Genomic DNA, 23,629 nt, shown 5'->3' on the forward strand with positions numbered 1-23,629 from the left:
CTCGGCGCCGTGCGACAAACAGCGTCTCTCAACGTCTATTCAGAAAGGAAAACGACAGACTCCCACCCGAGCCGCCCGACAACTTTCCCGCGCAAGCATGTGTTCGGTTTTCGCCGGTCACTCGGCGAGCGCGCGAGCGCGCCGTTCGTCAAACGGCTCAACGAGACCCCCAACTATCGGCGACACAACACAATTCAATCGCCTGGCCGCGCGCTCACGCTAACAGACGCACGAGGGCACGACGCTTGCACCGATCGGGTGACAGAGCGAACGAAGACGGTTTGCCTATACTCGTATAACTGTGATCGACGGCACGGTCACGACACCCTGTGAGCGCTCTCTCCCGCCCCGCGCGCCGACACCTGGGACAACGGCCGCCCCGGTCACCGGGAGCGACGTATCCGCTGGTAGAGGCACCACGAGCAGTCGCGGAGAACGCGACGAGCACCACACCCCGATCCTTTCCGAGAGATTTCACCGACCGCACCGGAGGGCGGCCGGGCGAGCGTACGTTTTTCGAACGCCACCCCCTGGTCGTCCGATCGTCCAACCATTCCAATCCCTGGTTCAGCGCCCCGCGCGAGGACGTCGGGGACGACGAGTCACGGCGTCGACGAGCCGTCCCCCTCACCCAGAAAGGCGTGGTCATCGTGGCCGAGCGAAATGAGCCGCCGACCGGGCGGCTCGCCGAGCAGAAGCGGCGGCTGTTGCGACGCAGGCTCGCCGAACGGGGGCTGGCCGGCGCTGCCCCACCCCGGGGTGTTCCCCGCCGGACCGGCCGCGACGCCCTTCCGTTGTCCTTCGCGCAACAACGCATGTGGGCCGCGCAGAGTATCGACCCCGCCAGCGCCGCGAACAACCTCTGCGTCGCTTTCCACGTCGCGGGCGAGCTGAACCACGAGGCGTTGCGCGTCGCGGCGGAGCGCGTGGTGGCGCGGCACGAGATCCTGCGCACCGTCTACCGGACCGACGCCGACGGCCGGCCCACCCAGGCCGTGCTGCCGGAGCCGACGACGTCGCCCGCACTGCCCGTGGTCGACCTCGCCGACCTCGCCGACCTCGCCGACATCATGCCGGCCGACCGGGAGGCGGCCATAGAGCAGGCCGTGCGGGAGGCGGCCAGCCAGCCCTTCGACCTCACCCGGGACCGCCCGCTGCGGCTGACCCTGCTGCGCCTCGCCGAGCGGGACCACGTCCTCGTGATCGTCGCGCACCACATCGCGCTCGACGAGGCGTGCTGGGAGATCCTGCTGCGCGAGCTGACCGCCTTCTACGGTGAGCACGTCACCGGCGAGCCCGCCGCCCTGCCGCCGCTGTCCCTGCACTACGGCGACTTCGCCGCGTGGGAACAGGAGCACGCGACCGACGAGGCGCACGCCGAGCACCTGGCGTACTGGGCGCGGCGGCTGACCCCGTGGCCCGAGCCGGTCGCGCTGCCCACCGACTTCGCGCGGCCGGCCGTGGCCGCCGAGGACAGCGCCGTGCGCACGCGGCCGGTGCCGGCCGAGCTGCACCGGCGGATCAGGGAGCTGGGCCGGGAGCACGGCGCGACGACGTTCATGGTGCTGTTGGGCGCGTTCTCCGCGCTGCTGCACCGGTACGGCGGCGTCACCGACATCGCGGTCGGGTCGCCGGCGATGAACCGCGACCGGTCCGAACTGGACGGTGTGCTCGGCAACTTCGCCAACACGCTGGTGCTGCGGACGGATCTCGACGGCGACCCGGACTTCACCGAGCTGCTGGGGCGGGTGCGGGAGGTCTGCGCCGAGGGCTACGCGCACCAGGGGACGCCGTTCGAGAAGGTCGTCGAGCACGTCCGTCCACACCGGACAGCAAGTCAGCACGCCCTGTTCAACGTCATGTTCCTGTTGCGCACCGAGCGGTTCGCCGAGTTCCGACTGCCCGACCTGACCCTCGCCAGGATGCCGGTGGGCGAGAGCGCCAACCAGTTCGACCTCACCATGGCCGCCGTGCTCGACGGCGACGAGCTGACCCTGGAAGCCACCTACCGCACCGACCTGTTCACCGAGTCCACTGTGGACCGCGTGCTCGTCCACCTGGAACAGGTGCTGTCCGGTGTGGCCGCCGACCCCACCGTGACGCTCGGCCAGCTCGACGTGCTCGGTCCTGGCGAACGCGAGCGGGTGCTGGTCACCTGGAACGACACCGCGCACGAGACCCCGTCGGCCACGCTGCCGGAGCTGTTCGAGGCGCAGGCGCGCCGAACCCCGGACGCGCCCGCGCTCGTCTTCGGCGAGGACGCGTACTCGTACGCGGAGCTGAACCACCTGGCGAACCGGCTGGCGCACCTGCTGATCCGGCGGGGCGCGAGCACAGAGGACATCGTCGGCCTGGCGCTGCCCCGGTCGGTCGACATGGTCGTGTCCGTGCTGGCGGTGCCGAAGGCCGGCGCGGCCTACCTGCCACTGGACCCGGACTACCCGCCGGAACGGGTCGCGTTCATGCGGGACGACGCCCGTCCGGTGTTGGTGCTCACCACCGCCGGCGCTCTCGCCGAGGACGCGGAGCGCGGTGGTGTGCCGCATCTGGCGTTGGACGCCGACGACACACTGGCCGTACTTCGCGACATGCCGACGGCGAACCCGACGAACGCGGACCGGAGTCGACCGCTGTCGGCGGCCAACGCCGCTTACGTGACCTACACGTCGGGCTCGACCGGCACGCCCAAGGGCGTGATCGGACTCCACAGTGGACTCGCCAACCGGGTGTCGTGGTTCGGCCACGTGTTCCCCGACCAGCGCGAGGCCACCGTGTGCGCCAAGACCTCGCTGAACTTCCTCGACTCGGCGACCGAGTTGCTCGGCGCCTGGCTGCACGGCGGGCGGGTCGTGCTCGCGGACCCGGTGGCGGCGCGGAACCCGCTGGACCTCGCCGAGCTGGTCGCCCGGTCCGGGGTGGACCGGATCACCGTCGTCCCCAGCCTGCTCAACGCGTTGCTGGAGCACGCCGACCCGGCGTCGCTCCGCCGCTGCGGGCTGTGGATCAGCAGTGGCGAGCGGCTGGACCCCGCGCTGGTGCGCCGCTTCGAGGAACTGCTGCCCGACTCCCGACTGCTGAACTTCTACGGGGCGTCGGAGGGCAGCGGCGACAGCCTGTTCGCGCCGTGCGTCGACGGCGACGCCCCGGTCGGCCGTCCGATCCACAACACCAGGGTCGTCGTGCTCGACCCGGCGCTGCGGCCGGTCCCGGTCGGTGTGGTCGGCGAACTGTACTTCGCCGGCGCGGGGTTGGGCCGGGGGTACCTGCGCCGACCCGAGCTGACCGCCGAACGGTTCGTGGCCGACCCGTTCGGCCCACCCGGGTCGCGGATGTACCGCACCGGCGACCTGGTGCGCTGGCGGGCCAACGGCGTGCTGGAGTACCTGGGCCGGGCCGACCAGCAGGTGAAGGTGCGGGGCTTCCGCATCGAACTGGGCGAGGTCGAGGCGGTGCTCGCCCGGCACCCCGCCGTCCGCCGGTGCGTGGTGGTGGCCAGGAGCGACGACCGCGGCGGCGCGCGACTGGTGGCCTACGTCGTGCCAACCGAGCCCGCCGGGACCGCCGGTTCCACTGTGTCCACTGTGTCCAATGTGTCCACTTCCGACAGTGCACGACCGGACGACGTCGAGCCGGCCGAGTTGCGCCGACACCTGGCCGACGCGCTACCGGACTACATGGTGCCGTCCGCGTTCGTGCTCCTCCCGGAGCTGCCGCTCACGCCGAGCGGGAAGCTGGACCGCCGGGCGCTGCCCGCACCGGACCTGTCCCCCACCACCACCGGACGCCCGCCGCGCACGCCCGACGAGGAGGTCCTGTGCCGGCTGTTCGCCGAGGTGCTGGGCCTGCGCGAGGTCGGGGCCGACGACGGCTTCTTCGCACTGGGCGGGGACAGCATCGTGTCCATCCAGCTCGCCAGCCGGGCCAGGGCCGCCGGAGTCCCGATCAGTCCGTGGGACGTCTTCCAGTACCAGACGGCGGAGGCGTTGGCCGATCTGGTGGCGAGAACCCGAGCGGAGACGGCGTCCACAGTGGAGGAGGAAAGCGGTGCCACCGGACCGGGAACGTCCCAGCACAGCGCCCTTCCCCTGACTCCGATCATGCGTGAGCGGCTCGACTCCCGGCAGTCCGCCGTCCTCACGACGCCGGCCGGCCTGACACCGGACGGCTTCCACGCGGCCGTGGCGGCGGTGCTGGGCCGACACCCGGTGCTGCGCTCGCGGATCACCACCGCCGGAGACCCGGGGAGCGCGTCCGGGGTGGAGGTGCTCCCCACCGCCGAGGCTCCCGCCCACGATCGCGCGTTCCGCGTCGACGCCTCCCGAACCGACGACGCGGAGATCGCCGAAGCCGTCGACCGCGCGCGCAAGGCGGAGGAGCCCTCCCCCGGAAGATCCACAGTGGACATCCGGTGGTTCGACGCCGGAGCGGAACGGGACGGCAGGGTTGTCGTGAACGTGCGCGGACTGCCGCTGGACGGGGAGTCCTGGCGTGTTCTGCTGTGGGATCTCGTGCGGTACTGGAGCGCCGCCGAACGGGGTGAGGCCCACAGGCCCGAACCGGTCGCCGCCTCGTTCCGCGAATGGGTGGAGCACCTGCCCCCGGAGCGCACCACCGAGCGGGAGGGCCCAGCCCCAGCCGAGGGAATGGCGTCCACCCTGGACGCGGAGCGTTTCCGTCCACTCTGGACGATTCTGCCGGAGCGCTTCCACACCACGCCCGACGAAGTCGTGCTGACGGGTCTGGCCCTGGCGCTGACCGCCACGGCCCCTCGGAGCGCCCTGGTCGTCGAGGTCGAGCGGACCGGCAGGGGTGCCGTGGGCGGCGACATCGACGTGAGCGGGGTGGTCGGCTGCTTTGGGCACCGGGTCCTCGTGCGACTCGACCTCGGATCAGTCGAGGTCTCCGACGCGCTGAGCGGAGGCGACGCCGCTGGCGCGGCCCTCAAGCGGGTCAAGGAGCTTCTTCGCACCGCGCCCGCGGCGGAGGCCGACGACCTGGACCCGGCCGAGATCAGCGTGCGCGTGGACCTCGTCGACCTCCAGCACGCGGACGGAGCCGCGCTGCCTCCTGGCTGGCGAGTGCTGGACCTGGACCTCGGAGCCGTCCCGGTGCCCCCGGGACACCTGTCCATCGAAGTCCAGGTCCTCGACGGCGGCTCGGGTCCCGCACTCTCCGTCACGTGTCGGTGGGCCACCGGGAGCAGCGCCGACGATGCGGTGCGGGAGTTGGTCGACACCTGGTTCCACGCGCTCGACGGGCTCGCGACCCACGGCGGCCGGGAGGACGCCGGCGGCCACACGCCCTCGGACTTCCCGATGGTGGACGTGAGCCAGTCCTTCCTGGACCAGTTGCGGACCCGCTGGGGGCAGTGACCCCGCATCGGACCGCCAGAGCAGTGTTGCCCCCGACCGTCGGCCGGGGGCAACACTGTCTTTTGTGGACCGTCTGGTTCGGACAGTCGCGATGTCGCCTATCCCTCGGGCCGTCGGCCCGGCAATTCGTCGGTCAGGCCGGGAACGCGGCGTCCGGGTCGGACGCGGCGTTCGACCGCCGTCCCGGCAGGATCAGGGCGCAGAGCGCGGCGACCACGAGCAGACCACTGGCGACGAGCAACGCCTGGGTGTACCCGGAGTCCACGGCCACGCGCGCCACCTCGCCCCGCGCGGAGAGCGAGGCGGTGTGCGCCGCCGAGATCGTCACCAGGGCGGCCAGGCCGAGGGACCCGCCGATCTGGCTCGCGCTGTTGAGCATTCCGGCCGCGAGGCCGGCGTCGCCCGCCGGGACGTCCCCGGTGGCCGCCGCCGCGAGCGGCACGTAGCACACGCCGACGCCCACGCTGGTGAGCACGCTCGGCAGGAGGATCTCGGCCAGGTAGCCGCCGTCCGGCGTCATCCGGCTGAACAACAGCAGTCCGACCGCGCCGACCAGCGTGCCGACGCAGATCAGCACGCGCGGCCCGGCCCGCCCCACGAGACGGGAGGCGATCTGGGCGCTCACCGTGAATCCGGCGGAGAACGGCAGGAACACCAGACCGGCCGCGGCCGCGCCGTAGCCCTGGATCTGCTGGAGGTGCAACGAGATGAAGTAGAACGACGCGTACTGCCCGGAGCAGAGCAGCAGCATCGCGAGGTTCGCGCCGGTCACCGAGCGGTGCGCGAAGATGTTCAGCCGCACCAACGGGTTTCGGGCGATCTTCGCCTCGTACCAGACGAAGCCGACCAGCAACGCGACCGCCACCGCGAAGGTCCCTGTGGTCGTCGCCGAACCCCAGGGGTGCTTGTCGGTCCGCACGACGGCGAGGACGAACGCCATCAGGCCGGAGGTGACGAGCACCGCGCCCACCACGTCCAGTCGGCGCTCACCGGCGCCGGCCGGCTCACGCGGCACCACCCGCGCGGCAAGGACGGTGAACACCATGATGGGCACGTTGATGAGGAGAACCCAGCGCCAGTTCAGGAACTCGGTGAGCAGACCGCCGAGCAGCACGCCGACCGCGCCACCGCTGGCGGCGCACGCGCTCCACACGGCGAGCGCCCGCGCCCGGCTCCGCCCTGGGGGAAACGTGGTGTTGAGGATCGTCAGCGCGCACGGGGCAAGGGCCGCCGCGGCCAGCCCCTGCAACGCCCGGGCCGCCACCAGGTGCCACGACTCCTGCGCGAGACCGCCGGCGAGGCTGGCGAGTCCGAACAGGACGGACCCCGCGCAGAGGACGAGCCGTCGGCCGTAGATGTCGGCGAACCGCCCGCCCAGCAACAGGAATCCGCCGAACGCGAGGCTGTACGCGTTGATCACCCACTGCAGCGCCGAGTCGCTGAAGCCCAACGCGTCGCGCATCGCGGGCAGCGCGACGTTGGCCACCGAGCCGTCCAGGGCGACGGTGAACTGGACGGTGCCCACGACCGCCAGCACCCAGCCCAGGCGTGCGGTCCCGGCCCCGGACTCCGTCTCCGTTGCGGTCATCCCGCTTCTTCTCCTTCGTCGTCTTCTCGTGCTCACGCCGACGGCCGGGGCGGCGGGGGGCGGCACGCCCTCCCGCCGGCCACGGCCGCCTCCGCTCGTACCCGTCCTGTTCGCCGCTCGGGAAGATCCGGGTGTCCCGGCCGCTCAGTCGTCCAGGTCGGCCTCGCCCCTGAGGACCTGGGCCTCGGTGACCCGGCCCTCGGCCAACGCCGCGCGCAGCTTGACCATGTCCTCCGCCGCCCACTCGTCGGTCGTCTTGCCCTGACGCCAGTACCCGGTCGCGCGCAGGCACCCGCGCTCCATGCCGCGCTCCCGCAGCAGGTGCCGGCGCAGGTCGCGCACCACGCCCGCCTCGCCGGCGACCCAGGCGTGCACCAGCCCGGAGGGCCACGTCAGCGACCGCACGACCTCGACCAGCGACGGCGTGCCCACCGCGGAGCGGTGCAGCCACTGGACGTCCGCGGTGGCCTCGGTGGCGAGTTCCTGCTCCTCGTCGGCGTCGGCGACCTCGATCACCGCGCGCACCGCGGCCCCGGGCGGCATGTGCTCCAGGATGGTGGCGATCGCCGGCAGGGCGCTGTCGTCGCCCACCAGCAGGTGCAGGTCGGCGTCGTCCGAGGGCAGGAACCCGCCCTTGGGGCCGGCGATGCCGAGCTGGTCGCCGGGCCGGGCCAGCCGGGCCCACTCCGAGGCCGCGCCGTGCCCGTGGATCACGAAGTCGACGTCCAGCTCGTTGGTCAGCGGGTCGTAGCGGCGCACGGTGTAGGACCGGGCGTGTGAGGGCGGGACGCCCTCCGGGTACCGCAGGCCGTTGGGCGTGAACGTCGGCAGCACCGGCACGCGCTCGCCGGGCGCGGGGAAGATGAGCTTGATGTGCTCGTCCGCCCCACGGCCGCCGGCGAAACCGGTCAGCTCGGGGCCGCCCACCCGCACCCGCGTCATCTTCGGGGTGACCTGCTCGACCCGCAGCACCGGGGCGAGGTAGGTCCTGATCTGCGCGAGCTGGCGCTGGACCTCGGCGCTGAACCCGATGCCGGGCTCGGTCTTCGGCTCGGTTTTCGGATCGGTCCTCGGCCCGGCCATCGGCGCGGTCGTCGGCTCGGTCATGGCGTGTCCTTCCCCCAAGTCCTGTTGTGGGCCTTCACGTGCGGCGCGGTCCGCTCACCCGGCGGCCGCCTTCTCGAACGCGGGCGAGAGCCGCTCGATCAGCCACGGGATGTTCGCGACCGTCGGGTGTTGCAGCGCGCTGGTCACGTTGATGTCGATGCCCAGGTAGGTGCCCCGCCGCACGGCGTTGAGCTGCTGGAACAGCGGGTGCGCCTCCAGCGCCTTCCGCGAGTCCGCCCCCGGGTAGCCGACGAGGACGAGGTCCGCGTCGAGCAGGCCGAGCATCTCCTGGCTGACCGCGCTGCCGGCGGACCCGACCTCCAGCTTCGCCACGGCCGGCGCGGGCGCGATCCCGAACTGGCGGAGGAACTGCGTGGTGTGGTTCCGCTCGTCGCCGATGGTGGCCATCCGGTCGACCGTGTAGGCGAACGTGTAGGTGTAGGTCTTGCCCGCCAGCGCGGAGAACCGGCTCTTCGCCGTCTCGACGGCCTTCTCCGTCTCGGCCAGGAGCTGCCGGGCGCGGTCGGGCACTCCGAGCACCTTGCCGAGCGTCGTCACCCGCTGCTGCCAGGAGTCGACGTTGTAGCCCTGCTCGTAGCCGACCAGCGGAGCGATCTGCGACAGCCGCTCGCGGTAGGGCTGGAGGCTGGGGCCGCCGCCGAGGATCACGTCCGGCCGCAGCGCGGCGAGCTGCTCGATCGACAGGTTGTTCAGGTCGACCAGCTTGGTCTTCTCCCGGTCCAGCCGGCCGGCCAGCCACGGCGGCACCCCGTCCTGGCCGAACTGGTCGCGGAAGGCGGCCACCGGCGTGATCCCCAGCGCGATCACGATGTCCAGGTCGGTCGGCATCAGCGCCACCACGCGGCGCGGCGGCGCCGAGAGCTGGGCCGTGCCGTACTCCTGCTGGACGCTCACCGGGAAGCCGGGGGCCGAGCCCTCCGACGGGGCCGACGTCCCGGCGCCCCCGGTGCAGGAGGCGGCCAGCAACACCCCCGCGAGCATCCCGATCCACCACACCCGGGACCGCTCGGGTGATGTCGTGCGCGTTCGCCACCGCTGTCGTGGCATCGCCACCTCCGTCCAAGGACCGACTATACGCGTATAGTAAGGCTAGGCTAACCTGTACCGAAAGCCCTGTGTCGGAAGTCCCACGGATTGCGGTGAAAATGGGCCGATGAACGCGCAGTCCCGCACCACGGGGCGAACGCCCCGGCTCTCCCGTCGCCGCATCGTGGCGCTGGCCCACGAGATCATCGCCGCTGAGGGCGTGGAGGCCCTGTCGATGCGGCGGCTGGCCCGCGAGGTGGGCACCACGCCGATGGCGCTCTACCACCACGTCCGGGACAAGGACGAATTGTTGTCGCTGGTGATGGAGGCGGTCGCGGAATCACTGCCCCGCCCGCCATTGCCGGAGGACCCGCGCGAACGCCTCATCGCTGTTTGCGTCCTGATGCGGAACGCGTTCCTGGAACACACGTGGGTGGTGCCGATCCTGGCCAGGGGCCACCTCGTCGGCCCGTCGGCGGTGTGGATGACCGAGGAGATCCTCAGCTGCCTGGTGGCCACCGGGCTGACCGTCGAGGAGGCGTTCGGCGCCCACCAGACCATCTGGAACTTCACCGCCGGCGAGGTGCTGGTGACCGCCAGGGCGCGGGTGGAGCCGGAGACCGCGTCCACCGCGCACTTCGTGGAGACCCAGGTCGCCCGGCAGGGCGCCGGGACGCTGCCCGTCCTCGGCGCGCTCGCCGGCCGCTCCCGCGAGCTGGAGGCCCGGTACAGCTACCGCGTGGGACTGGAGCAGATCCTCGACGGCGTCCTGCCGCGCCCCTGACCACCGGCCGGCCGGTGTTTCACCGAGGTGACGCGGCCGCTGAATCGATTTACCCCGACGTCACCGCGCACGCTGCCAGCGGCAACACGGACCGCCCACGCTCGTCGTCATGGCAACGCGCATCCAGCCCCATGCAACCGCCGCCTCGACCTCGGCCCACCGACACGGCCCGTGGCTGCGCGAGGTGGTCGAGCTGGCCGCCCTGTTCGTCACCGCCGGCGTGGCCCACCTGTTCGCCACCGGCGTCGGCCTGCACGCCTGGGGGCCGCTCGCCCTGGTCGGACTCGGCGGGACGATGGTGCTCGCGACCGCCGTCCACCGGTGGTGGCTGACCCGCCGCAGCCGACGCCACGCGGACGCTCCACCGGACGCGGCCGTGCTCTGGCGCCTGCGCGCCGCCGTCGACGACACCCCCGGCCGGCTCGCCGTGCTCGCCGAGAACCTCGCCCAACTGCGGGTGAACATCCGCACGATGCAGGCCCACCCCACCTACACCGGAACCGTCGACGAGTTCCTCGTGCACGCCCCCGCGACCGTGACCACCGACGACCTCGTACGCGCCGTCGCCCGCGCCGGCGCCAGGGACGCCCTGGTCACCCCGGCCGACGTGCACGACCTCAGCGACACCCCGACCAGGACCCTCACCCTCGCCACCCGACTGGCCCGCGCGCCGCGCGAGCTGCCCGCCGTGCTGGCCGCGTTGCTGGGCGCCGACGAGGTGCGCCGGCCGACACCGGAGGAGGCCGAGGACGACCTCGCCGCCGGGCCGGACGGCGCTGTGGGGAGCACGCTGCGCCTGACCACGCGCGACCAGGGCGTTCTGGTGCTGGCCCGGACGGGTATCCCGTTCACCCCCGCCGAGTTCGCCAGGGCGCGGGCGATGGCCGACCTGGCCGCGACGCTCACGCCGGCCGCCAGCGGGACGACCCGCGCCGAGGAGACGATGACCACGATCCGCCGGGCCCGGCCCGACGACCTGTCCGGGGTGCTCGACCTGCACTCCCGGTGCTCGGCCGAGGCGTTGTACCGGCGGTACCGCCAGGGCGGCCCGCCGCCCGAGCGGGAGCTCCGGCGGCTGCTCGCGCCCGAGCTGGGGCACGCCCTGGTCGTCGTGGACGACGCCGGCGAGGTGGTGGCGCTGGCGAACCTGATGTGGGACGGCGACCGCGGGGAGATCGCCCTGCTGGTGCGGGACGACCTGCACGGCCGGGGGCTGGGCGGCGCGCTCGCGCGCCGGCTGGTCGCGGAGGCCGGGTCCGCCGGGCTGCGGACCGTCTACGCGTGCACGTCCACCGAGAACACCGCCATGATCCACACGATGCGCGGCCTGGGCCTGCCGGTCGACAGCCGCGACGAGGGCGGCCAGCTCGTGCTCACGGCGCGACTGGCGGACGCCGCGCCTCGGCGGTGGTGACCGGCGGCTCCACCGGCACGTCGTGCAGGAGCTGGGCCAGCACCTCCACGCCGCGCGCCACCCTCGGCCCCGGCCGGTTGAAGTAGGCCGGGCCGTCCAGCACCCACACCCGGCCGGACCGGACCGCCGGCAGCTCCGCCCAGCCGGGCCGCTCGGTGAGCAACCTCAGCTCGGCCAGCGTGCGGTCCGGGGAGAACCCGCAGGGCATGATCACCACGACGTCGGGCCGCGCGGCCACGACCCGCGCCCAGTCGATCGGCTCGGTGTGCTCGCCGCTGCCGGCCAACAGCGGAACCCCGCCGGCCGCCTCGATCTGGTCGGGCACCCAGTGCCCGGCGGGCCACACCGGGTCCAGCCACTCGATCGCGGCCACCGTGGGCCGAGGCCGCCCCGCGACGTGCTCCCGCACCGCCGCCACCCGGGCCTGCAACCGCTCCGCCACCCCGGCGCCGACCTCGGGCACGCCCAACACCGAGCCCACCCGCACCACGCAGTCGAACACCTCGTCCAACGTCCTGGGCTCCAGGCTGACAACCCGCGTGTCACCCTCCAGCACCCGCACAGCGCCCTCGGCGCTCCGGTACGACACCGCGCACACGTCGCACAGGTCCTGGGTCAGCACCACGTCGGGCCGTAGCTCGGCGAGCCGCCCGGTGTCCAATGTGTACAGCGACGAGCCGCTGTGCCGCGCCCCGCCCACGGCATCCGAGATCTCCCGGCTGCCCATCCGCTCGGCGTCGATCCCACTCGCCGTCACGACGGGCACCGCCTCCACCCGCCCCGGCGGCCAGTCGCACTCATGGGTCCGCCCCACCAACTCGGGCAGCAACCCCAACTCCGCCACGATGTCGGTGGCCGCAGGCAACAACGACACAACCCGCACCGACCCACCCTATGCCCTAATCCACCACCGAGCCGCACATCGGGCACCCCTGTCCGTAGTACACACCCGTCACCCCAGACAACCCGCTTCACACAATCTGGTTCCGCCGTCAGAGAAACAGTCCTTCGCACTCGTCACCACGCCGCCCACCGCCTCCCGCGCTCGGGCGCGCAGGCATAGCGGACCCGCTTCATCCGGAAGGGAATGGCGAATCCTTACGGCGGTTCCCGGCAAACGGCTTGCGGGCGCCTCGCTCACGCGTAATGTGGCGCCATGATCGACTCTTGGGATCCAGCCGGGGCCGGGATTCTCCGGCTGCCCTCCGGCCGCCTCCTCAGGGGCCGAGGTCTGCGAAAACCACTGCCCCCGGGACCGACACCGACCTTCGCCGTCCACCTGCTCGGCAGCACACCCCCTGCCGTCCCGTGGGAGAGCCGCTGGCTGCGCTGGCCCGACTTCTGGCTGCCCACCGACCGGAACCAGGCACGCGAACTCCTGTGGGAAGCCTGGGACCGCGCCGAAACCGAACGCGTGGAGGTCGCCTGCGGCGGTGGCCGAGGCCGGACCGGCACCGCCCTGGCCTGCATCGCCATTCTCGACGGGGTTTCGCCCCGCGACGCGGTCGCCTACGTCCGCCACCACTACGACCGACACGCCGTCGAAACCCCGTGGCAGAAGCGCTACGTCGCCCGCTTCACCGCGCCGACTCTCCAGTAGTCCGAGAGACGGGAGCACGACGAGGCCAACACCGAGCCCCACAGTCCTCAGAGGACTGATCTGGAACCTGGGCCCCAGAACGGGATCCGCCAATTCTTCTGCGGATCAAGGAGTTCTGGCTCGGTGACACCCCGGCAACACCTGCCTGAGCCCCAAACGCCTCGTCGGCTCCCGCTCCGGTCGGCCACCACGCCCCTCAAGAAGAACACCCGAACCCCACGCTCACCTGATCCCCAGGCAGCGAGCGGGAAGCACCCCCGACGAAACCCACAACCAAGGCCACAGACGGCGAGCAAAAGGGTGCGACCCGGCCGGACTCAAGAATTCCCGCACAGCCTCGCGCGAAGCGCCGAGGCCCCAACCCACACCAGGCGGAGGACACAGGAGTTCTCGCGCAGCCTCGCGCGAAGCGCCGAGGCCCCGCCCGCGCAAGGGAAGCCGGCCTCCGGCGAAGCCGTGAGGCCAGAGAAGCCGTACGGGGCAAAAGCGAGCGGCCTCGCGCGAAGCGCCGAGGCCCACCAAAAATGACCAGCCGTTCGTGGGGGGTCTGGGGGCTCGGCCCCCCAAAACAACAGCGAAAGAGCCCTGTACCGACACCTCGGTACAGGGCTCTCCCAGCTCTGTAGCCCCGACGGGATTTGAACCCGCGCTACCGCCTTGAGAGGGCGGCGTCCTAGGCCGCTAGACGACGGGGCCTTGCTCGCTGACGTGGAGAACCGTAACAGACCGCGCGGAGGTGCTCCAAATCGGGGATCTCCGACCGGGGGGCTCGCCCGGTCGGGTGCGGGCCGACCGGGGGCGGAAGGCGTTGTGGCGCAAGGGAAGTGTGGTCAGCGGTCGCGGCGGTCGAGATCCAGGTCACGCAGTTGGCTGCGGGAGGTGACGCCGAGTTTGGGGAACACCTTGTAGAGGTGGTAACCGACGGTGCGGGGGCTGAGGAAGAGTTGGGCGGCGATCTGCTGGTTGGTCATGCCCTGGGCGGCGAACCGGACGATCTGGAGTTCGCGCGGGGTGAGCTGGGACACGGCGGCGGTGGCGGCGACCGGTTCGGCGCCCCGGTGGCCGGCGGCGCGCAGTTCGGCGCTGGCGCGCTCGGCCCATGGGGCCGCGCCGAGCAGGCGGAAGTGGGTCAGCGCGGTGTGCAGGTGCTCCCGGCCGGCCTTGACCCGGCGGCTGCGGCGCAGCCACTCGCCGAACAGCAGGTGGGTGCGGCCGACCTCGAACGGCGAGGCCGGCGACTCGTCCAGGGCCTGGCGGAACAGCCGTTCGGCCGCCGCGCCGGTGGCGACGAGGGCGGCGCAGCGCCGCAGCAGCCCCCGGTGCTGGGGCAGGTCGAGCACGCCGACGCGGTCCTCGAACTGGCGGAGCGCGGCCCGGGCCTGGGCGTGCTCGCCGGCCCGGGACAACGCCTCGACGAGGTCGGGCAGCACCAGCCAGGAGACCATGAAGTGCTCGGCGGGCTGGCCGGGCGCGAGCACCTCGCGCAGCAGGGAGGCGGCGTGCGCGGGCTCGCCCTCGCCGAGGGCGCACATCCCGAGCGCCCAGTGCGCGGTCGCGACGGCGGAGGCGATGCGCCGGGGGACGGCGGAGCGCAGCGACCCGTCGGCCAGCTCGCGGCAGCGGGCGAAGTCGCCCCGGACGGCGGCAACCCAGGCGAGTTGCGCGCGCAGGTGGCAGGCGGCCCCGAGCTGACCGGTGTCGTCGGCCAGCGCCAACGCCTCGCTGGCGTTGGCGATCGCGCTGGTCCACCGCCCGGTGGTGAGCTGGAGCGCGGTGAGGGGCGCGACGGCCATGGGCAGCGCGCCGGCGGCCCCGCGCGTCCGGAGCATCACGACCGCGCGGTCGTGCCCGTCCAACGCCGCCTCGGCGTCGCCCAGCAGTTGGGGCAGGAACGTGGGCGGCCAGACCCAAGGCTTCGGGTCCGAGCCCTGCAACCAGGCCAGCAGGCCGGCGTCGAGCACGTCGGCGGAGGCGGCCGTCTGCTCCCCCGCCGGCAGGCCGCCGAGGAACCGCAGGTGCTCGCGCAGTTCTCCGGCCGGGCCGCTCAGGACGGGGTCGAGCTGCCCGATCAGGCCGCTGATCTCGACCAGGGTGGCCGGGTCGCTGCCGACCCACGCCGAGCGCGCCGCCATGACCAGCATCTCGCCGGCCAACGTGGCGTCGGCCCGCATGACCAGGCGCGCCCCCTCCACCAGGATGCGGCAGGCGGTGGCCGGCGAGCTGCTGGCGTGGGTGATGGCGCCGCGCACGCGGGCGGCCCTGCCCCGCAGCGCGGGGTCGGTGGTCATCGACTCGGCCCGGTCGAGCAGCATCCCGGCCCGGCTGGCCTCGGCCGCCGACCACGCGCACTCGGCGGCCTGGACCAGCCAGCACGCGCGGGCCTTCGGCGACGACGCCAGGGCGGCGGCGCGCTCCAGCGCGCTGGTGGCCGCCGCCACGCCGCCCGCGCGCCGGGCGCGCCCCGCCACCTCGGCCAGCTCCTGGGCGACGCGGTCGTCGCTGCCGACGACGGCGGCCGCGCGGTGCCACACCCGCCGGTCGTCGTGCGGGTCCAGCGCCCCGGCCAACGCCAGGTGCGCGGCCTGGCGCTCGGGGAAGCTCGCCGCCTGGTAGAGGGCCGAGCGCACGAGGGGGTGCCGGAACCGCAGCTCCCGGCCGTCGACCGAGATCAGTCCGACGTCCACGGCCGGCGACAGCGCCTCCAGCCCACCGGGTCCGGCCCCGGCGGCGGCCAGGACGATGGACAGGTCGCCGCTGTCCTCCGCGGCCGCCAGCAACAACATCGCCCTGGTCCGCGCGGGCAGCCGGGTGGCGCGGTGCAGGAACAACCGTTGCAGCCGCTCGCTGAGCGGGAGGTGCTCGGGCAGCGGAGCGCTGCCCTGCAACTGCTCCGCGCTCAGCGCCGTGGGCAGTTCGAGCAGCGCGAGCGGGTTGCCGGCGGCCTCGTGCAGCAGGCGTTCCCTGGTCGCCGCCGCGGTGCCCGGCATGGCCTGGGCGAGCAGCCGCTGGGCCGCCGCCGCGGCCAGCGGCCCCACCCGCAGTTCGGGCAGGCCGGGCGCGCGGAACGGCCGGGCGTCGTCGTCCCTGGCGGCCAGGACGAGCGCGATGCCGTCGGCGTCGAGCCGCCGGGCCAGGAACAGCAGGACGTCGGCCGAGGCGCCGTCCAGCCAGTGCGCGTCGTCCACGAGCACCAGCAGGGGTCGGCTCTCGGCCGCGTCGGCGAGCAGGGTCAGGACGGCCAACGCCACCAGGAACCGGTCGGCGGGGGCGTTCTCCAACCCGAAGGTGGCCCGCAGCGCGGCGGCCTGCGGGCCGGGCAACCGGTCCACCCGGTCCAGCAACGGCCGCAGCAACTGGTGCAGCGCGGCGAACGGCAGGCCGGCCTCGGTCTCCACGCCGGCCGCGCGCAGCACGCCGACCTTGGTCGACGCCTGGCGGGCGAGGTCGTTGAGCAACGCGCTCTTGCCGATGCCGGCCGCGCCGCGCAGGACGAGGGCGCCGCTGCGGCCGACCAGGGCCCTGCTGACGAGCTCCGCCAGTTCCCGCTGCTCCCGCTCACGACCTACCAACACGAAGCGTAGTTTATCCACTACAGGGTGAATGCCAGTCGGGTGACTGATGACAGGTGGTCGCGGTTGCTCCGTTCAGGCGTAGTCGCCACTGCACAGGCTGGCACGGACGTCCCATTGCAAGACTCGTCAACAGCCAGATGCTTGCAACAACTGTCACTGCGAAGACTGGTACCCGCCACCACCACGGCGAGGGGAGGGCGGTCCAGCGGTGCGAACCTTCCGACCGACCTCGCGTGTCCTCCGGTGGCCGGTTCCGCGTGCGTCCGCCCCGCCCGGCGTCCCCTGCGCCGCCCACCCCGCTCGCGTCCCCCGCACCGCCGTCCGACCTGGAGGTCGACACCCGTGAGCCTCGACGCCCTGGTTCCTCCCCAACGCACACCTGGCTGGAGGAGTCGCGGGTCGCAGTCCCCACCGCGCGTCGACGTCCTCACCGGGTCCCACCCGCCGCACGAGGTGGAGCGGGTCGTCGACGACTCGGCCGGCGAGTTCGGGGCGGAGCCGGCCCGCGCGTGGCGCGACCGCCCGTCGCCCGGCACGACCACCGCCACCTTCGTCCTCGACGTGGACGGCGAGCGGGTGGAGGTGCACGTCGTCCCGCTGCACGGCGGGGCGCCGGAGACCGTGCGGGCGGTCGTGCCGCCGGTCTCGCGCTGGCAGGTCGTGATCCACGTCGCCGGTCAGCCCGGCGGGCGGGCCGAGGCGGTCGCGCGGTGGCTGGGCGCCGAGCTGCGGCAGCGCGGCGCGAGCTTCACCGACGCCGAGCTCAAGACCCTGTGGTCGGCCATGCCGCTGCTGGCCCACTACGCGACGCCCGAGCCCGCACTGGCCGACTGGGCGCTGGTCTTCCGCGACGCCTACACCGAGAACAGCGTCGGGTTCCTGCTCGCCGCCGAACGGGCCGGCCTGCGGCGCGAGTGGATCTACGCGTTGTCCACCGGCGACCAGACGCTGCGCAGGGACCGCGTGCACGCCTGGTTCCTGCGGCGCGGCTACCGCAGCGACGTGCTCGACGACCGGGTGACGGGCGGCGGCCTGGTCACCCCCGCCGACAGCCGGCAGGCCAGGGCCACCCGGGCCTCGGTGGAGGAGTTCACCCGCAGGGCGCACGCCGCCGGCCGGCGCGTGCTCGTCATCGACCACGGCGGGGCGCTGTCGGCCGGCGCCGGGCTCGGCGTGGGCCGACCGGACGCCGCCGTGGAGCTGACCTCCGCCGGGCTGGCCCGCGTCACCGCCGCCGACCCCGGTTTCCCGGTGTTCGACCTGGCGCACTCCCGCCTGCGAGCCCAGCTCGGGCACAGCGAGATCGCGGACGCGTGCCTGCGGCGGCTGCGGTCGCTGCTGCCCGGCGAGAAGTTCGTCGGCCGGCGGGTCCTGCTCGTCGGCTACGGCGCCCTCGGCTCCCGGCTCGCCGAACGCCTGAGATCCACCGGCTGCCGGGTGCTCGTCGTCGACCCCGACATCGGCGCGCTGGTCCAGGCCGCGGAGCGGGGGTTCGAGACGGCGCGCACGGTGCGCGCCGCGCTCGACCGGTCCCGGCCGTTCCTGGTCGTCGGCTGCCTGGGCAGCCCGGTGCTGGACCCCGCCGAGCTGTCCCTGCTGCCGGACGGTGTGCTGCTGGCCGGTTTCACCCCGCAGGACTTCGCGCCGCTGTCCGACGGCCGGGGCGAGCTGGCCGCGACGGCCGTGCCCGGGGTCGGGGTGCGCTACACGTCGGCGGGCGGAGCTGGAATGCTGTTGCTCGGCGACGGACGGTGGCTGGGCCTGTTCGAGGACGAGGGCATCCCGAACCGGGGCTCGGACGTGTTCCGGGCGGGACTGCTCATCGCGGCGCGGGAACTGTGCCGGCAGGCCGCCGACCTGCCGGCGGGCGTGCACCTGCGCCCGGTCGACGAGGCACTGGACGCCGCCGGCCTGTTCGACGCCTACTACGACGAGTACCTCGCCTGATCCCCGATCCCCAACCCCCGATCAGAGCACCGGTCAGATCGCCGGTCACCGCTCGGTCACCGCCGGTTCCCCCGTCCGGCCCCGCACCCGATCCCCGCCCGCTCTCTGCTGATCCCCGGCCCGCTCCCGAGGTTTCCGGAGACCCGATGACCACCAGGCTGGTCCCGTCCGCCACCCACGACCGCTCGCTCCGCCTCGCCGCCGTCCTGGACCGGTGCGCGATGAGCTGGGAGCGCACCGGCGTGCGGCACTTCGCCGAGCTGGCCCGGCGTCTGGTGCGGCACGCCGAGCCCCGCCCTGGAGACCACGTCCTGGACGTCGCCTGCGCCGCGGGGGAGGCCCTGGTGCTCGCCGCGGGGGCCGTCGGCCCGTCCGGGACGGTCATCGGCATGGACGTCTCGGCGCACATGACGCGCCGGGCCGCGCGGGCGGTGGTCGACCACGGCCTGGCCAACTGCTGGGTGGCGACGGGGGACGTGGCGGCGGGGCCGCCGCACCCGATCCCGTTGGCGGACGGCGCTTTCGACGTCGCCATGGCCGGGATCGCCACCTGCCTGTCGCCGTGGCCGGAGCGGGTGGCGGCGCGCTGCGCCGAGCTGTTGCGCGCGGGCGGCCGGTTCGCCCTGCCCTGGTGGGGGCTGCCGGACCCGAGGTGGATCGCCGCGCTGGACGCGAGCGTGCGCCACCACCAGGCGGAGTCCGCGCACTGGCTCGCCATGGATAGTCCTTTTTGGACGGTCGAGTCGGTGCACGAGATGCTGCGCGCCGCCGGGTTCGCCTCGGTGCGCACCAGCGAGGAACCGTTGCTGACCCGCTTCACCGGCCCCGAGCAGTGGTGGGCGTGGGTGTGGTCGACCCCGGCCCGCGAGTTCTTCGAGAGCCTGCCGCACCACCTCGTGCCGGTCATCCACCGCGAGGTCTGCGCGGCGCTGGCGGCCCTGCGCGAGCCGGACGGCAGCCTGCTGTGCCGCTCGGTCGCGCGGTTCACGGTGGCCACGACGCCGCGCTGACGCGACCCGCCCCGCGACCGGCACGCTCTGGGAAAAGGGTGACGGAAAAACCGCGCACCGCACCCGTCCGACCGGTTGCGCCGTGGACCGAACGACTGAACACCTCTTCCGAACCATCCATTTCCCGTGGCCCGTTCGGCCCCATTCTTTCGGAAAACAACTGCCACCGCGCGCCGGGGTGGTGATCATTCGCGGTGACGTCTCCTCGACAGATCTTTCCGTTGGGCCGAACCGGTGAGCCCGAAAGCCGAGCGCCCCCCTTTCGGCCCAGCCCCGGTGACTGCCCTGGCCAGACCCCGCACGTGAAGCCAGCCACCCCGCCTCCGAAGTGGCAGCTCAGCGCGCCGAATTCGACCGCAGCCGCCTGGGCCACACTGCTCCAGTCGAGCGATTCAATGGCTATACGTGTATACAAGAGGAGGGGGCGCACTATTGTCTGCGGCGTCGGAACGCGACCGACGGGGCCTTTGCCGATCCCACGGCGAACAGTGGTCGCGTGCCACCGCATCCGACTGCTTTGGGGGCTACCGAATGGGTTATCTGCACCGCGTCGTCGAAGGCCTGAAGGCCAATGCCGGAGGCGAGGCGCTCGTCTCGGCCGACCGCCGGCTCACCGGCGCCGAGACGCTTGAGGAGATCCACCGCACCGCACGCGCCCTCGCCGCCCAGGGCCTGCGGCCCGGCGACGGCGTGGTCACCCTGCACGGCAACGGGGTCGAGGCCGTGGTGCTGCGGATCGCCGTCCAACTGCTGGGCTGCCGGTACGCCGGGCTGCGGCCCGTCTTCGCCACCAGGGAGAAGGCGAACTTCCTCGCCGAGGCCGAGGCGGCCGCGTTCGTCTACCAGCCGGACATGGCCGACGAGGCCGCCGAGCTGCTGCGCGAGGTGCCGACCCCGCGCGTGCTCTCGCTGGGTCCCGCGCCGCTGGGCGAGGACCTGGTCGCCCTCGCCGGCGCGCAGTCCGCCGAGCCGGTGGAGTTCACCGCCGACGAGCGCGCGGCGACCGCCGTCGGCTTCACCGGCGGCACCACCGGGCGCGCCAAGGGCGTCTGCCGGGCGCCCTTCGACCTGGAGGCGTGCCTGGACGCCTCGCTGACGATCTTCGGCGAGGGGCCGTGGCGGTTCCTGGTCTGCATCCCCATCGCCGACCTCGGTGGGGAGATGGCGGAGTGGACGCTGGCCGCCGGCGGGACCGTGGTGCTGCGGGAGGACTTCGAGCCGGCCGACATCCTCGCCACCATCGGCGCCGAGCGGACCACGCACGTGTTCTGCGCGCCGGGCTGGGTCTACCAGCTCGCCGAGCACCCCGCGCTGGCCGACGCCGACCTGTCCTCGTTGACGCAGATCCCCTACGGCGGCGCGCCCAGCACGCCGGCCAGGATCGCCGACGCGCTGGAGAAGCTGGGCCGCCCGCTCCTGGTCCACTGCTACGGCTCGCAGGAAGGCGGGTGGATGACCTGGCTCTCCGCCGAGGACCACGTCCGCGCTGACCGCTACTTGCTCAACTCGGTGGGCAAAGCGCTGCCCGGCACGGAGATCGCCATCCGGGACCAGGACGGCGCGGACCTGCCGGTCGGCACCGTCGGCGAGGTGTGCGTCCGCTCGACGATGCTCATGCGCGGGTACTGGCGGCTGCCGGAGCTGACGGCCAAGACCGTGCGCGACGGCTGGCTGCACACCGGCGACCTCGGCCGGCTGGACACCGAGGGCTACCTCTACCTCGTGGACCGCGCCAAGGACGTGATCATCGTCGAGGCGTACAACGTCTACTCGCAGGAGGTCGAGCACGTCCTCACCGGCCACCCCGACGTGCGGTACGCGGCGGTGGTCGGCGTGCCCGACCACGACACCACCGAGGCCGTCTACGCGGCCGTGGTCCCCGCCGAGGGCGTCGGGGAGATCGACGTCGACGAGCTGCGCGCGCTGGTCCGCACCACCCTCGGCCCGGTGCACGAGCCCAAGCACCTCGACGTCGTCGACACGATCCCGACGACCCCGCGCGGCAAGCCGGACAAGTCGGCGCTGCGCACCCGGTGGCGCGCGGCGCAGCGCGCCTGACCCCGGTCCGGCCGCCGGGCAGCGCCAACGCCGGGCGCGCCGGACCCACGGCTCGCACACTTCCACCCGCGTGCCGACCGCGTCGGTCGGCAACGAGGGGCGACCCCGCGCGCGCCGCGCGTCCGCCCGGCGGGGCCGGCGCGCGCAGACTCTGGAGGACCTGTGTCCACTCAGGACTATCGCGAGGTGCTGGAGGAGATCCGACCGCGGCTGGTCGACCCGGCGGAGCGGGTCAGGGACACCCTGCCCGACCGCGTCCGGGCCGCCTTCGCCGCCCTGCCGAGGATCGGCGACCCGGACGACCCGTGGCTCGGCCAGCCCGAGCCGGACCGCTCGTGGCTGCGGGAGTACGAGCGGCTGCCCTCGGGGCCGACGGACGCGGACGAGGTGCTGCGCGCCGCGACCGCCGGCCTTGCCGGCCAGTTCCGGTGGTTCGCGCCCACCGCCATGTTCAACATCGGCCCGGCGCCGCTGGTGGACTCGATCGCCATCCGCGCGGTCGTCGACACCTACAGCCCCAACGCGTTGTGGGACTTCTGCTCCTCCGGCGTGCTGGCGATGGAGCGGCAGCTGGGCCGACAGCTCGCCGCGCTGGCCGGCTGGGCGACCGAGGAGGCGGCCGGCGTCACCACGTTCGGCGGCAAGACCGGCCTCACCTACGCGGTGCGGCTCGGCCTCAACCGCTGCTCACCCGGTGTGTCGAGCCGGGGGGTGGTGGCCACGACCGGGGGCCGGACCCCCGTGGTAATCGCCACCGACCACGTGCACGACTCGCTGGAGCAGGTGTGCTCGCTGCTCGGGCTCGGCTCCCGCGCCGTGGTGCGGGTGCCCAGCGCCGGGCCGGAGGTGCCCGTCGACCCGGGGGAGCTCGGCCGGGCCGTCGCGGACCTGGTCGGGCGGGGCGTGCCGATCGCGTGCGTCGTCCTGTCCGGCGGCGACATCGGCCAGAACGCGATCGACCCGGTGGGCGCGGTCGTGCGCGAGCTGGACCGGGTGCGCGCCGAGCACGACATGGCCTACCGGCCGTTCGTGCACTTCGACACCGCGGTGAGCTGGGTGTGGTTGTTCTTCCGCGACTACGACTTCGCGGGCAACCCGCTGGGCGTCGACGCGACCACCCTGGCCCAGTTGCGGACCGCGACCGCCGCGATCGCGGAAGTGTCCACAGCGGACTCGATGACGGTCGACTTCCACAAGACCGGCTGCGTCTCGTACGCGGCGACGGTGTACGTGGTCAGGGACGCGGCCGAGCTGTACTCGGTCAACGAGGACGAGCCGCGGCCGCACGAGTGGCGGCCGGAGGGCCAGAACCTGGTGCACCACACCATCGAGCACTCCCGCAGCGGCGCGCCCGTCCTCGCCTCCTGGCTGGCGTTGCAGAGCCTGGGCGTCGACGGTTTCCGGTCCTACCTGGCGAACATGCTCGCGACCAACAACAGGTACCGGGAACTCCTCCCCCAGTACGGGTTCGAGCTGCTGAACCCGGCCACCACCGGGCTGTGCTCGATCTACTGGCCGGTCGCGCCCGGTGGCCCGACGACGTTCGACGAACTGCTGGCCTCGAACTCGACCACGATCGACGACGCCAACCGCTACACCTACGCGCTGTACCGCATTCTCGGCGGTTTCGAGGGAAACCCGTACGCGAGGGTCGTCCTCGGCTACCTCCCCGCCCAGGGCCGGGGACGGGACGGCGACCCGGTCGCCGGCCTGCGGCTGCTCCCCTGCTCGGCCTTCACCGACCGGGACACCGCCGAGCTGCACGCCCAGCGGATGGGCGAGGTGAAGAAGGGCTTCGACGTCGCCGTCCGCTACCGCGAGGGGCGACTGGGCCGCGTTCCACTGGACCACGTCCCCGAGTGACCACGGCTTGGGATTTGTTGGCACAGCAGCGGAATACGTTCTCGGCCAGCGTAGAGCGCGTCATGCCGCCGGTGCGCCGAACGATCAGGCCTCAGCTGTCTGCAAAAGGACCAAAGACGGTCGATGCCTGGTTTCGGCCCACGCACCACGTGACCGGTTGCCGCGATCCCTCCACTGTGGAGGGATCGCGGCAACCGGGATGCTGACGGGTCACGCCGGCCCGCGATGCGAGCACGAGCACCGCCGCCGAGGGTGGGCCAGACCGAG

At 73.2% G+C, this 23,629-nt stretch carries 13 protein-coding genes and 1 tRNA gene; 8 read left to right on the plus strand and 6 right to left on the minus strand.

What is annotated here, in order from left to right:
* Positions 1 to 650 precede the first annotated feature (650 nt).
* Positions 651 to 5,372 carry a non-ribosomal peptide synthetase gene (locus BUE43_RS09385; protein WP_143174066.1) on the plus strand — a complete coding sequence of 1,574 codons (4,722 nt, stop codon included), beginning with the start codon at positions 651 to 653 and terminating at the stop codon, positions 5,370 to 5,372.
* Between the two features lie 133 nt (positions 5,373 to 5,505).
* On the opposite strand, the gene BUE43_RS09390 is transcribed toward BUE43_RS09385, so the two are convergent.
* The 3 genes from BUE43_RS09390 to BUE43_RS09400 form a co-directional block, all read right to left on the minus strand.
* Complete coding sequence (locus BUE43_RS09390; RefSeq protein ID WP_073481137.1) at positions 5,506 to 6,960, minus strand: MFS transporter; 1,455 nt, start codon at positions 6,958 to 6,960, stop codon at positions 5,506 to 5,508.
* Positions 6,961 to 7,104: 144 nt separating this feature from the next.
* Positions 7,105 to 8,067, minus strand: coding sequence for a siderophore-interacting protein (locus BUE43_RS09395; RefSeq protein WP_073481139.1), 963 nt, complete (start codon positions 8,065 to 8,067; stop codon positions 7,105 to 7,107).
* A 54-nt stretch (positions 8,068 to 8,121) separates the two neighbouring features.
* Complete coding sequence (locus BUE43_RS09400; RefSeq protein ID WP_083959522.1) at positions 8,122 to 9,135, minus strand: ABC transporter substrate-binding protein; 1,014 nt, start codon at positions 9,133 to 9,135, stop codon at positions 8,122 to 8,124.
* Positions 9,136 to 9,241: 106 nt separating this feature from the next.
* Between BUE43_RS09400 and BUE43_RS09405 the strand changes: the two genes are divergently transcribed.
* Positions 9,242 to 9,898: a TetR/AcrR family transcriptional regulator gene (locus tag BUE43_RS09405; protein WP_073481143.1), complete on the plus strand. Its 657-nt coding sequence runs from the start codon at positions 9,242 to 9,244 to the stop codon at positions 9,896 to 9,898.
* Between the two features lie 109 nt (positions 9,899 to 10,007).
* The gene (locus BUE43_RS09410) at positions 10,008 to 11,312 is read left to right on the plus strand and encodes a GNAT family N-acetyltransferase (protein WP_073481145.1); all 1,305 of its coding nucleotides are present in this window, start codon (positions 10,008 to 10,010) and stop codon (positions 11,310 to 11,312) included.
* Here BUE43_RS09410 and BUE43_RS09415 read toward each other — a convergent pair.
* Positions 11,272 to 12,195: a cobalamin-binding protein gene (locus tag BUE43_RS09415; RefSeq protein WP_073481147.1), complete on the minus strand. Its 924-nt coding sequence runs from the start codon at positions 12,193 to 12,195 to the stop codon at positions 11,272 to 11,274. The genes BUE43_RS09410 and BUE43_RS09415 overlap by 41 nt on opposite strands.
* Positions 12,196 to 12,468: 273 nt before the next feature.
* Between BUE43_RS09415 and BUE43_RS09420 the strand changes: the two genes are divergently transcribed.
* Positions 12,469 to 12,912 (plus strand): protein-tyrosine phosphatase family protein, encoded by a 444-nt coding sequence (locus BUE43_RS09420; RefSeq protein WP_073481150.1) that lies wholly within the window; start codon positions 12,469 to 12,471, stop codon positions 12,910 to 12,912.
* A gap of 623 nt (positions 12,913 to 13,535) precedes the next feature.
* Here BUE43_RS09420 and BUE43_RS09425 read toward each other — a convergent pair.
* Positions 13,536 to 13,608: transfer RNA gene (locus BUE43_RS09425), tRNA-Glu, on the minus strand.
* Positions 13,609 to 13,742: 134 nt separating this feature from the next.
* Entirely contained in the window at positions 13,743 to 16,484 is a 2,742-nt protein-coding gene (locus BUE43_RS09430) for a helix-turn-helix transcriptional regulator (protein ID WP_073481152.1), read from the minus strand.
* 342 nt (positions 16,485 to 16,826) lie between these two features.
* Between BUE43_RS09430 and BUE43_RS33360 the strand changes: the two genes are divergently transcribed.
* The 4 genes from BUE43_RS33360 (at position 16,827) to BUE43_RS09450 (ending at position 23,362) form a co-directional block, all read left to right on the plus strand.
* The gene (locus tag BUE43_RS33360) at positions 16,827 to 18,431 is read left to right on the plus strand and encodes an NAD(P)-dependent oxidoreductase (protein ID WP_143174067.1); all 1,605 of its coding nucleotides are present in this window, start codon (positions 16,827 to 16,829) and stop codon (positions 18,429 to 18,431) included.
* A 146-nt stretch (positions 18,432 to 18,577) separates the two neighbouring features.
* Complete coding sequence (locus BUE43_RS33365) at positions 18,578 to 19,441, plus strand: class I SAM-dependent methyltransferase (protein WP_073481156.1); 864 nt, start codon at positions 18,578 to 18,580, stop codon at positions 19,439 to 19,441.
* Between the two features lie 531 nt (positions 19,442 to 19,972).
* The gene (locus tag BUE43_RS09445; RefSeq protein WP_073481158.1) at positions 19,973 to 21,499 is read left to right on the plus strand and encodes an AMP-binding protein; all 1,527 of its coding nucleotides are present in this window, start codon (positions 19,973 to 19,975) and stop codon (positions 21,497 to 21,499) included.
* A gap of 162 nt (positions 21,500 to 21,661) precedes the next feature.
* A complete protein-coding gene (locus BUE43_RS09450) occupies positions 21,662 to 23,362 on the plus strand; it encodes a pyridoxal phosphate-dependent decarboxylase family protein (RefSeq protein WP_073481160.1) in 1,701 nt (566 codons plus the stop codon).
* Positions 23,363 to 23,629: the final 267 nt, after the last annotated feature.

The organism is Streptoalloteichus hindustanus, from assembly GCF_900129375.1.
Lineage (GTDB): Bacteria > Actinomycetota > Actinomycetes > Mycobacteriales > Pseudonocardiaceae > Streptoalloteichus > Streptoalloteichus hindustanus.